General features: G+C 74.6%; 7 protein-coding genes and 2 pseudogenes. 2 read left to right on the top strand and 7 right to left on the bottom strand.

What is annotated here, in order from left to right; genetic code table 11:
• Window positions 1–105 precede the first annotated feature (105 nt).
• The 7 genes and pseudogenes from ABT247_RS13805 to ABT247_RS13775 all read right to left on the bottom strand — a co-directional run bounded on the left by ABT247_RS13805 (window position 106) and on the right by ABT247_RS13775 (window position 9,080).
• A complete protein-coding gene (locus ABT247_RS13805; RefSeq protein WP_350742298.1) occupies window positions 106–999 on the bottom strand; it encodes a fumarylacetoacetate hydrolase family protein in 894 nt (297 codons plus the stop codon).
• Between the two features lie 16 nt (window positions 1,000–1,015).
• Window positions 1,016–2,203: a cupin domain-containing protein gene (locus ABT247_RS13800; RefSeq protein WP_350742296.1), complete on the bottom strand. Its 1,188-nt coding sequence runs from the start codon at window positions 2,201–2,203 to the stop codon at window positions 1,016–1,018.
• Window positions 2,200–3,171, bottom strand: a complete 972-nt coding sequence (locus ABT247_RS13795; protein WP_350742293.1) for a carbon-nitrogen hydrolase family protein — start codon at window positions 3,169–3,171, stop codon at window positions 2,200–2,202. The genes ABT247_RS13800 and ABT247_RS13795 overlap by 4 nt, the downstream gene beginning before the upstream one ends.
• 2 nt (window positions 3,172–3,173) lie before the next feature.
• On the bottom strand, window positions 3,174–5,528 hold the full coding sequence (locus ABT247_RS13790) for an oxidoreductase (protein WP_350742291.1): 2,355 nt from the start codon (window positions 5,526–5,528) through the stop codon (window positions 3,174–3,176).
• Window positions 5,525–5,869: pseudogene (locus ABT247_RS13785) on the bottom strand (acyl-CoA thioesterase); the annotation flags it as partial. The pseudogene ABT247_RS13785 and the gene ABT247_RS13790, both read right to left, overlap by 4 nt.
• Before the next feature lie 72 nt (window positions 5,870–5,941).
• Window positions 5,942–7,552: pseudogene (locus tag ABT247_RS13780) on the bottom strand (AMP-binding protein); the annotation flags it as partial.
• 421 nt (window positions 7,553–7,973) lie between these two features.
• Window positions 7,974–9,080 carry a hypothetical protein gene (locus tag ABT247_RS13775; protein ID WP_350742289.1) on the bottom strand — a complete coding sequence of 369 codons (1,107 nt, stop codon included), beginning with the start codon at window positions 9,078–9,080 and terminating at the stop codon, window positions 7,974–7,976.
• 401 nt (window positions 9,081–9,481) lie between these two features.
• Between ABT247_RS13775 and ABT247_RS13770 the strand changes: the two genes are divergently transcribed.
• A complete protein-coding gene (locus ABT247_RS13770) occupies window positions 9,482–10,678 on the top strand; it encodes a peptidoglycan-binding protein (protein WP_350742287.1) in 1,197 nt (398 codons plus the stop codon).
• Window positions 10,679–10,966: 288 nt separating this feature from the next.
• A complete protein-coding gene (locus tag ABT247_RS13765; protein WP_350742285.1) occupies window positions 10,967–11,644 on the top strand; it encodes a DUF2269 domain-containing protein in 678 nt (225 codons plus the stop codon).
• The last annotated feature ends 38 nt before the right edge of the window (window positions 11,645–11,682 follow it).

Here is an 11,682-nt window from a genome sequence, read left to right as displayed (position 1 = left end):
TGTGTGGGGGGGGGGGGGGGGGGCGCGGGGGGGGGGGGGGGGGGGGGGGCGGGGGGGGGGGGGGGGGGGGGGGGGCGGGCGCCCCCCCCCCCGCCGGGAGCCGGGTCAGCGGGCGTCGACCACGGGGTTGCTGAGGGTGCCGATCCGCTCGATGGTGGCCTCGACCACGTCCCCGGGCTGCAGGAACTGCGGCGGGACCATCCCGGCGCCGACCCCCGACGGGGAGCCGGTGGCGATCACGTCCCCCGGCTCCAGGGTCATCCCGGAGGAGATGTCGGCGATCAGCCGGGCGACGCCGAACAGCATGTAGCGGGTGTTGGAGTCCTGGCGCAGCTCGCCGTTGACCCGCAGCGAGAGGTCGAGCCGCTGGGGGTCGGGGATCTCGTCGGCGGTGACCACGACCGGGCCGAAGGGCGCGTAGCTGTCCTGGCCCTTGGAGAAGAACCACTGCCCGGAGCGGCGCTGGTCGCGGGCGCTGACATCGTTGACGATGCTGTAGCCGAACACGTGCCGCAGGGCGTCCCGTTCGTCCACCCGGAAGGCGGGTGCGCCGATCACCACGGCGAGTTCGCACTCCCAGTCGAGCTGCTTGGTGAGGTCCGCGTTGTGCAGGATCGGCTGTCCGGGCCCGGTCACGGCGGTGGCCGGTTTGCCGAACAGGACCGGGCGGTCCGGGAGTTCGCGTTCGGTGTCCAGGCTGCGGTGCGACTCGGCCACGTGCTCCACGTAGTTGAGGCCGACGCCGACGATCTTCCCGGGGCGCAGCGGTGCGCGCAGCGAGACCTCGGCGAGCGGCCGGGTGTCCGGCGGTCCGGCGAGCAGTTCGCGGACGGCGGCCAGGGCGGGTTCCCCGGCCCGGACCAGCGCGAGCAGGTCGGCCGGGAGCCGGACCCCGGCGGCGGTGGCCAGGGCGGTCAGGTCGGCGACCCGGTCGGTGCCGATCCGGGCGCCGAGGCGCGGGGTGTCGTCGCCGTCGGCGCAGTAGGTCAGCAGGTGCATGGCTCCGGCTCTCCTGTCACGGGGTGGTGATGGGCTGGTGTCCGTCGTGGTCCGGGTAGGCCTCCTCGCGGTGGAGGCCGAGCGAGTGCATCACCGGGAAGTCGTTGAAGGAGAACAGGCAGGCGTCCTCGCTCTGGTCCAGATTCGCGTGTTCGTGCCAGGCCCAGGACGGGACGACGAAGATGTCGCCCTGCTGCCAGGCGAATCGCTGTCCGGCGATCACGGAGACGCCGCGGCCCTTGGCCGCCGTGTAGACCACCGAGCCGGTGTGCCGGTGCGCGCGGGTGGCCTGGCCGGGGCGCAGCAGTTGCAGGTGGGCCGCCATGGTGGGCATGACCGAGCCGCCGGTGACCGGGTTGGTGTACTCCATCACCACGCCGTCGTAGGGGGAGCCCTCGGCGGCGCGGGCGAGTTGGCACAGCGCGTGGTAGCTCGGCTCCCAGGGCCAGCCGAGCAGCGGCGAGTACGGCCGGGTCCACTTCTCGACGCCGTACGGGAGCAGGTTGCCGCCGTAGCTGAGCAGTGAGGAGTTCACCACCGGGCCGGGGCGCTGGTGGAGTTCGGGGTGGACTTCGTAGAAGTTCGCGTCGAGCGTGTTGACCAGCGGGATGTCCAGGCCGTCCTGCCAGATGACCGGGTTGTCGTCGGCCTCGTTGCCGTGCTCGTGCCACGTGTTGTTGGGGGTGATCGCGAAGTCGCGCGGGCCGACCTTGAGCCGCTGCCCGTCCACGATGGTCCAGGCGCCGCTGCCCTCGTGGACGAAGCGCAGCGCGGAGGCCTGGTGGCGGTGCGCGGTCATCGCCTCCCCGGGGCCCATGATCTGCAGGCCGGTGTACAGCAGTCCGACGGCGGCGCTGAGTTCGCGACGGCCCGGGTTGACCAGCATCACCACCCGGCGACCGGCGTCGTCGGCCTTCACCAGCGGGAGCGCCTTGCGGACCAGCGGGCGCAGGTCGGCGTAGCGCCAGAGCACCGGCACGGACCGGGGCTGGGGGTACCAGGGCTCGATCTCGTTGGCGACCGTCCACAGGGCGCCCGACTCGTGTTTGGCCAACTCCTCGTAGTAGGCGAGGAGTTCGGGGCTGTCGGTGACCCGCGCGCGGCCGATCCGGTCGTCGTCGTAGCCGTCGTAGCCGTCGTAGCCGTCGTCGCCGGGGCTTCCGGATCCGCGGACGCCGTCGCGGGGGCTGTTCTCGCTGGTCATGCCTCCTCCTCGGGGAGCACCAGGGGCCGCAGCGGGCGGTTGTCCACGTGCAGCCGGAAGACGTCGAAGCGGTTGTAGTGGCCGATGATGTCGTGCATCTGCTTGGGCTGGATGCAGCGGCCGAGGTCGATCTCGGCGTAGACGATGCCCTCCTCGTCCACCAGGGGCTCGGTGACCGCCCGGCCGTCCGGGCCGAAGACGCCGGACAGCGCGCTGCGCGGGCGGGCGAGCTGCTTGCGGACCTGCTGGTCCTCGCCGGCGATCAGGTCCACCATCTCGGGCGAGATGGTGGAGCAGGACACCACGGTGAACAGCTTGCCCTCGAAGCAGTGGGCGGCGGCGCGCAGCGCGATCGCCTCGGCCATGTCGTAGTCCTCGGGGGCCACCGGCAGGGCGATGTAGCTGGCGGCGTGGACCAGTTCGCCCTGGGCCAGCAGGGTGAAGCGGGCCAGGGTGTTGGTGTTCTCGCCGCAGGCCAGCGCGCCGAGCGGGCCGACGGCCGTGCGGTGGACCCGCAGCGAGCTGCCGTCGCCCTGCGTCCAGGTCAGCTTCTCCGCCCAGGTCGGCACCAACTTGCGGTGGACGCCGAGCAGTTCGCCGTCCGAGCCGATGATCAGCAGGGTGTTGTACAGCACCCCGAGGCTGTGCCGGCCGCGCTCGTTGACGCCGATCACCAGGACCACCCCGGCCTGCCGGGCGGCGGCGCGCAGAGTGTCCACGTACGGGCCGGGGACGTCCACGGCGGCGCGGTACAGCCGCTCGTACCAGGGCGAGCCCTGCACCGGGGTCATCGTCCAGTTCCAGTAGGGGTAGCCGGGCACGAAGACCTCGGGGAAGACCACCAGGGCGGCGCCGTGGCCGGCGGCCTCGTGGATCAGCGCGACGGCCTTGTCCACGGTGGCGGCCGGGTCCAGGTAGACGGGCGCGGCCTGCACGGCGGCGGCGGTGAAGCGGGGCAGGTCCGGCACGGTCACTCCTCGGTCCGGGGCAGCCAGCGGCGGTGGACGGGCGGGGCGGGCTCGGGAAACAGGTGGAGCCGGGGGGCGACCCGGTCGGCGCCCGGGCCCGGGGGTTTGCGGCTGCCCGCCAGCCAGGGCTCCGGCCAGCGGGCGCCCGGGCCGCTGTACCCCTGGTCGGCGGCCGCGTGCAGGGTCCAGAACGGGTCGTGGAGGTGGGCGCGGCCGATCGCGACCAGGTCGGCGCGACCGGCCAGCAGGACGGAGTTGGCGTCGTCGTGGTGGGAGATCGCGCCGACCGCGAGGGTGGGCAGGCCGGTGGCGGCGCGGACCAGCTCGGCGAACGGCGTCTGGTAGCCGCGCCCGTACGGCGGCCGCTGGTGCGACACGACCTCGCCGGTGGAGACGTCCAGGGCGTCCGCCCCGGCGTCGGCCAGCGCGCGGCAGATCGCCACCACGTCGGCTTCGGTGGTGCCGCCGGGGGCCCAGTCGGCGGCCGAGATCCGCACCAGCAGGGGCCGGCCGGCGGGCCAGACGGCGCGGACGGCGGCCAGCACCTCCAGCGGCAGCCGCAGCCGGTGGGCGAGCGGGCCGCCGTAGCGGTCGGTGCGGTGGTTGGTGAGCGGGGAGAGGAAGGAGGACAGCAGGTGTCCGTGGCCGAACTGCAGCTCGAGGACGTCGAAGCCGGCCCGCGCGGCGCGCTCGGCGGAGGCGGCGAAGTCGGCGGTGACGGCGGCCAGGTGGATCTCACCGGCCTCGTGCGGGGTCCGGCTGTGGGCGTCCCAGGGCAGCGGCGAGGCGGCGAGCAGCGGCCAGCCCTCGGCGAGCGGACGGCCGATGCCGTCCGGCCCGGGGACGGTCGTGGCGGCGCGGCGGCCGGCGTGGGTGAGCTGGATGCCGACCGGGGCGTCGCTCACCGCCCGTACGGCGGAACGGAGTTCGGCCCAGGCCGTCTCCTGGTGGTCGCTCCACAGCCCGGGGCAGCGATCGGTGGTCCGGCCCTCGGCGCTGACGGCCGTCATCCCGGCGATCACCAGCCCGGCACCGCCGAGCGCGTGCGCGGTGAGCTGCGCCCGGTCGAAGGCGCTGGGCAGCGCGTCGGGGGAGGTGAAGGTGGCGAGCGGGGGCACCACGACCCGGTTGCGCAGTTCCAGGGCGGACAGCTTCAGCGGCCGGAACATCGGCGGCACCCCGGGCGAACCGCCGACGGCGGCGTCCACCGCGTCCGTGAAGGCGCGGTCGCGGGCGCGCAGGTTGCCGTAGGTGACGCGGCGGCTGCGGGTGAGCAGGTTGAAGGCGAACTGGTCGATGGCCTGACCGGTGCGGCGGCCGATCGTCTCGAACCACTCCAGGCTCGCCTGCGCCGCCCGCTGGGTGGACTCCACCACCGGCCGCCGCTCGGCCTCGTAGGCGGTCAGTGCGGCGTCCAGGGTGGGCTGTTCGTTCAGGGCGGCGGCCAGGGCGAGGGCGTCCTCCAGGGCGAGTTTGGTGCCCGAGCCGATCGAGAAGTGCGCGGAGTGGGCGGCGTCGCCGAGCAGCACCACGTTGCGGTGGCGCCACCTGGCGTTGCGGACGGTGGTGAAGCGGATCCAGCGCGAGGCGTTGGGGATCAGCCGGTGGCCGTCCAGGTGCCCGGCGAGCAGCTCCGCGCAGCGCCGGACGCTCTCCGTGTCGCTCTCGCCGCGCGCCGACCCCCGCTGGGCGAGGGCCTCGAAGCCCGCACGGCGCCAGGCCTCCCCGGCGGCCTCGACGATGAAGGTGGAGCGGGTCGCGCTGTACGGATAGGCGTGCACCTGGAGGACACCGAAGTCGAACTCCTCGACGATGAACGTGAACGCCTCGAAGACCCGGTCGGTGGCGAGCCAGATGTAGCGGCAGTCCCGCTCGTCGAGCTCGGTGCGGAAGGCCTCCGGGTAGGCCGCCCGGGTGGTCGAACGGATGCCGTCGGCGGCCACCACCAGGTCGTACTCGTCGGCGAGTCGCTCGACCGGTGGGGCCGGCGTGCGGTAGCGCACGTCCACCGCCAGCTCCGCGCAACGCCGTTGCAGGATGGCGCGCAGCCGGTTGCGGTCCAGGGCGGCGAAACCGTGGCCGCCGCTGGTGCGGACCTGGCCGGCGTAGCGGACGTCGATGTCGCTCCAGCGGGCGAACTCGGCGCTGATCGCGGCGAAGACCTGCGGATCGGCCTGGGCGATTCCCTCCAGCGTCTCGTCGGAGAAGACCACGCCGAAGCCGAACTCGTCCTCCCGGGCGTCCCGTTCGAACACGGTGATCTCCCGGTGCGGGGCCAACTGCTTGGCCAGCGCGGCGAAGTAGAGCCCGCCCGGGCCCGCTCCGATCACCGCGATCCGGCGGACCGCGGCCGTCATGCCGACACCTCCGCCTGCTGCGGTCCGGCCTCGCTCAGGGCCCGGCGCACCGGTGCGGGCCAGGGCTCGGCGCCCTTGGTGTGCGGGGCGGCGTGCACCACCGACATCCGGCCGCTGGCGGCCAGCCCGTGCGGGCCGTGCACCTCGAAGGCGTAGTGCAGCGAGGAGTCGCCGACCCGGACCACCCGCAGGTCGGTGCGGACGACGTCCCCGAACCAGAGCCGCTCGCGGTAGTCCGCCTCGAAGTGCACCCGGGGGATCCGCCCGAACAGGTCGGCCAGCCCGAGGCGGCGCAACAGGGCCGCCTCGGCCGCCTCGGCCCAGCGCTGGACGGCGGAGAAGTGGTAGTGCCCGGCGGCGTCGGTGTCGGACCACTCGACGCGGCGCTCTATGGTGACGCTGGCGGGGGTCAGGGCGGCCCTCCTGCGGAGTTCGGCGCGCAGCAGCTTGCCGGTGGCGGTGCGCGGCAGTTCGGTGACGAACTCGACGGCGCGCGGGTACTTGTACGGCGCGATGGTGCGCTTGACGTGTTCCTGGAGCTCCTTGACCGTCTCCGGCCCGGCGGACACGCCCTCGCGCAGCACCACGTACGCCTTGACCACCGTGCCGCGCCGCTCGTCCGGAGCGGCGACCACGGCGCTGTCGGCCACCGAGGTGTGCCCGGCGAGCGCCTGCTCGACCTCGGGCCCGGCGATGTTGTAGCCGGCCGAGACGATCATGTCGTCGTTGCGCGCCTGGTACCAGAAGTAGCCGTCCTCGTCGCGGACGTAGGTGTCGCCGGTGAGGTTCCAGCCGTTGCGGACGTAGCCGCGCTGACGCTCGTCGTCCAGGTAGCGGCAGCCGGTCGGGCCCTTGACCGCGAGCAGTCCGGGCCGGCCGTCCGGCACCGGCTCGCCCTGCTCGTCGAGTATCGCCGCCCAGTAGCCGGGGACCGGACGGCCGGTGGAGCCGGGGCGGATGTCCTGGTCGGCGGCCGAGATGAACACGTGCAGCAGTTCGGTGGCGCCGATGCCGTCGATCAGCCGGTGGCCGGTGGCCGCGTGGAAGGCCTCCCACACCGTGGCGGGCAGCGGCTCGCCGGCCGAGACGCAGCGGCGGACGCCGGCCAGCAGGCCGGCCGACCCGGCGGCCAGGATCGCCCGGTAGGCGGTCGGCGCCGTGAACAGCACGCTCACCCCGTGGCGGGCCACCTGTTCGGCGAGCTGCTCGGGCGTGGCCTGTTCCAGCAGCAGGCTGGCGGCGCCGGCGCGGAGCGGGAAGACCAGCAGGCCACCGAGGCCGAAGGTGAAGCCGAGGGGCGGGGTCCCGGCGAACAGGTCCTCGGGGGTGGGGCGGAGCAGGTGGCGGGAGAAGGTGTCGGCGTTGGCCAGCACGTCGCGGTGGAAGTGCAGGGTGGCCTTCGGGCGGCCGGTGGTCCCCGAGGTGAAGGCGATCAGCGCGACATCGTCGGCGGCGGTCGGTACGGCGGTGAAGCCGGGGGGCTGGGCGGCGCAGCGGGCGGTGAGGTCCTCGGGGCCGGTGCCGCCGAAGGGGAGCACCGGCAGGGCGGGGGCGTCCGCCCGGTGGAGCTCGGTGAGGAAGCGGTGGTCGCACAGGGCGGCGGAGGGCCGGGCGATCCGGACCAGCTCGGTGAGCTCGGCGGCGCGCAGCAGCGGCATGGTGGTCACGACCACCCCGCCGGCTTTCAGTACGCCGAGCCAACAGGCGGCGAGCCAGGGGGTGTTGGGGCCGCGCAGCAGGACGCGGTTGCCGGGGACGAGGCCGAGCTCGTCGGTCAGCAGCCGGGCGACGCGGTCGGCGCGGTCGCGCACCTCGCCGTAGCTCCACTGGTCGATGGGGGTGAGCAGGCAGCGGCGGTCGGGGCCGTACCGGGCGATCGTTTCGTCGAGCAGGGCGGCTGCGCAGTTCAGGCGGTCGGGATACGCCAACTCGGGGAGGTTGAAGACGAGTTCGGGCCACTGGTCGAAGGGCGGGAGATGGTCGCGGCAGAACGTGTCCACATGTGCTGAGGGGGAGAGCTCCATGGGCGGGCACCTCATCGTGCGGCGGGAGTAGAGCCAGTATGGCGCCCTCGTGACGCCAGTCAAGGGAGCGATACACGCATTCGGGCGACGGGGCGACGGGGCGACGGGGCGACGGGGTGGCGGGGCGACGAGGCCGGGCGACGGCCGGGTGACGGGGCCGGGCGGCGTCCGCGCGACGGCGGGTAACGGCGCCGGGGGCTGCAGTGGCGGGATGGCAGCGGGGTGGTGCGGGTGACGGTCCGACGGAGCCGCGGCCCGAGGGGTTTCGGGACGTCCGGGCGGCGGGCGGCGGGCGGCGCACGGAACGCGACGCCCCTGCGGGCCGCTTGGCCTGCGGGGGCGTCGGGTTGCTGGGCGTCGCGTTGCTGGGCGTCGGGTTGCTGGGCGATGGGCCTGCCGGGCGTCGGGCCGCTGCCGACTCTCAGGCGATGTCGCCGTGGAGGGCGGCGTCCGGGGTGCGGCCGTCCTGGGCCTGCTGGGTGCGCTCGGCGAGCAGGCGGGCGAGCAGCACCAGGGCGGGCGTCGCGGCGGCCGCTCCCGGGCCGTCGTCGCGCACGTGCAGCAGCGCCGGGCCGACCCGGACGAGCGCCTCCGTCCCCGATGTGCCGTGGACGCGGGCAGCGCTCTGATCGCCGATCACCGGGACGGTGAGCACGGTCGCGGCGTCAGCGCCGTCGGTGCCGAGCCGGGTGCCGAAGGCCCGGCCCGCCGCCTCGGAGGAGGCGAAGGTGACCACGGTGAATTGCACGGACTGTGCGGACTGCGCGGACTGAACGGGCGCGGCACGGAACGTCACGGTGGCGTAGGCGAGTTGCTGGTCGCAGGCGTCCGGGAGCAGGCAGGGCACGCCGTCCCCGGAACCCGCCCCGGACAGCGGACCGCTCTGCACCTGCCAGCCGACCGGCAACGCCGCCGCGTCCGGCAGCACGCCCCGTACCCGGGCGGGGTCGCGGATCGTTCCCGCGGCGTGGGCGAAGTCAGGCCCGTTGGGGTGGAGCAGCGGGCGCGACCCGAGGTTGATCCCCAGCGCGACCAGCGCCGTGATCAGGACCAGCACGAGGGCGACGACGATCGCGGTGTTGCCGCGGCGGGCGGCGAGGGCCGGGGCACCGGCGGCGGCCGGATCGACCCGGAGCTGGACGGTGGTCGGGTCGCCGGCGGTGGTCGGGTCGCCGGTGCTCGCGGGGCCGGAACGGAGCTGGACGGTGGCGGCGTCCCCCTTCGCCCCCGACCGCAGCTGGACGGTTCTCGGATCGGCGGGTCCTCCCAGGTCGGTGGTGGCCAGGTACTGCGCGAACGCAGGGTCGGCGACCAGCAGTCCCTCGACGGCGGCGGTCAGGGCGTCCCGCGCCGCCGGGTCACCCGGGCTCGCCTCGACCGCCGCCAGGGCCCGGCGCCCCTGCGGCATCAGCCGCAGTCTGGCCCGCACCACCTCGGCGACCGCCTGCCCCGGTCCCGCGGCCGTTCCCCGGGCCAGCCGCACCAGTGCCCTCACCGCGCCCGTGACCGGCTCCCGTTCGTCACGCATGGCAACTCCCCCCGCCGCACGAGTCGTTGACCCCACGATCCCGTCCCGCGGAGCGGTCCGCACCCCGGCGTGCTGAACGGAGACGCAACTGCAACCGGCCTGACGTGCTCGGCCGGCCCGGGCGGCTTCTCCCGGGGGCGGCCGTGGCGGTCGCGAGGGTCGTGGACGCCTGGGGCGGGTGCGAGGGCCGGGGCGGACGCGCCGGCTGCGGCGGCGGCGCAGGGGGTGGTCGGCCGTCCGGACGAGGTGGTCGCACGTGGTGGCGAATAGCTGTCAATATTCCGAACGCCAGGGCGGCTCCCAGTGGTTCGGCACCGCACATCCCGCCGTCGGGGTCAATCCCGGACGTGTACGTGCCGATACCTCCGATAGCCGTCATTACGCCGTTCGGAGGAGTCCACATGCCCGAGCTGTGGCTGCCCGGTGCCGAGGTCCACGACCTCGGCGACCACGCGCCGACCGACCAGCAGTACCCGCCGAAGGCCATCGCCCACATCACCTGGGACCGCAACGCGACCGCCTCGGCGCCGCAGGACTGGTGCACCTACGAGTCCCTCGTCTCCTACTTCACCGGCGGCGGCGCCGGCGACGCCCCGCACCTGGTCTGGGACCCGTTCAGCGGCCGTGCGACGCAGCTGTTCCCGGCCGACTCCCGTTCGAAGAGCCTGCTCAGCCCGAGCCAGAGCCCGACCCGCACCAACCGGGCCGGGAAGGTGGTGATCCAGATCGAGGCGGTGTTCTTCCCGTACTGCCGCTACCAGGGCAAGGTCTACGCCCAGCTGGTCGACACCCCGTGCGCGGGCTGGGACCGGATCCACGCCTGGATCTCCTCCTGGGGCGTGCCCGACGCGTGGCCGATGGGCCGCCCGACCGACTTCTCCGCCCACCGCGACGAGCAGGTGTGGGAGAGCCGCGGCGGCTGGTACGCGCACGCCCACGTGCCGTACAACGACCACACGGATCCGGGTTCCTGGCCGGACTTCACCGGCCGCTCCGGCTCCCCCTCCGGGCCGCCGTCCCAACAGCAACCGGCGCCGGGCGACCCGACCCCGGCCCGGTACCAGGCCACCGTCAACGGCCTGGCGTACGGGTACGGCGCCCACGGCTACCAGGTGACCGCGGTCGGGCGGGCGCTGGTCGCCCGGGGCTTCGGCGCCCACTACCGGTCCGGGCCCGGGCCGGACTGGACGGACGCGGACACCGAGAACTACGCGGACTACCAGCGGAGCCTGGGCTACACCGGACAGGCGGCGGACGGCGTGCCGGGCGAGACCTCGCTGCGCCGGCTGCTCGGCTACCTGCCGGGGCCGCGCACGGTCTCGCTGGCGCACGTCGTGGCGGCGGCGCGCAGCGACCCAGGGGCCGAGCAGGGCCACCTGACGTACGGGTCGGAGGTGGCGATCGTCGAACAGGCGCTGGCGGACGAGGGACTGCTCGAACAGCGCTGGGTGGACGGTTCCTTCGGCAGCCTCACGGTCAGCGCGTACGCGGGCTGGCAGCGTCGCTGCGGCTACGCGGCGGGGGCCGCGGACGGGATCCCCGGCCGGGACTCGCTCCACCGACTGGGCGCGGCACGGGGGTTCACGGTGACGGACTGAGCGGACGGGGCCGGGCGGCGGTCCGACCGGTGGCGGGCTGACCGGCGGCGTGCGGTCGGGGCGCGCTGCCCCTAGCGCGGCCGGGGTGCTGCCCGGGGCGCGACCGGGGCGCGGTCGGCCTACGGGGGGACTGCCGCTACTCCCGGTGGAGTTGGCCTCTGGCGGCGACACGCCGGGCGCGTACTCATCAGGGAGTACGCGAGGTTACCTCCCTCGTCAGATGCCGGATCAGGGCCGGGCGGGAGAGTCTGGGCGCGTCCTCGTGACCCGGACTCGAAGGAGGTACCCGTGAGCCCGCCCACCGGAGCCGACGCGGCGCCCCGGCCGTCCCCCGACGCCGGGCGCCGCTCCGCCGACCGCCGCACCGGCGGTCGCCAACCCGAAAGCCGCCAACCCGAAAGCCGCCGCCCCGGCAGTCGCCGCCTCCGTCGGCGGCTGTCGCCGGGGGCGCGCAAGCTGCTGGTCGTCCTGCACGTCGTCGCCTCGGTGAGCTGGCTGGCGCTGATGCTGCGCCTGCTCACCCTGGCGGTGACCGCACTGACCACCGGTGACGCCGACCGGCTCAGAGCGGCCTACCGGGCGATGGGCATACTCGGCGACACGCTGGTCCTGCCGCTGAGCCTGCTCACCTTCCTGAGCGGAGTGGCGCTGAGCCTCGGCACCTCCTGGGGGCTGTTCCGGTACTACTGGGTCGGCACCAAGTTCTGGCTGACGCTCGCGGCGATGGCCGCCTCGGTGTTCGCGCTCACCGCCCGGCTGCACGACGCGGTGCGGGTGGCGGACGCGCATCCGACCGGTCCCGTCACGACGGCGGACCTGGGGTTCGTCCGCTACAACACGGTGATCGTCCCGGCGGTGGCTCTCGCGGTCTACCTGTTCAACGTCATCCTGTCGGTGTACAAGCCGTGGGGCCGCCGCGGGGCGGTCGCCGGGCGTCCGGGCCGAATACCCGAGGCGGGCGCCTGAACCGAGGGCACGCCCGGTGACCGCCCGCGGTGGTCCGG

The organism is Kitasatospora sp. NPDC001539, from assembly GCF_040298565.1.
Classification (GTDB): domain Bacteria; phylum Actinomycetota; class Actinomycetes; order Streptomycetales; family Streptomycetaceae; genus Kitasatospora.
This window is presented reverse-complemented; position numbering and strand designations above follow the sequence as displayed.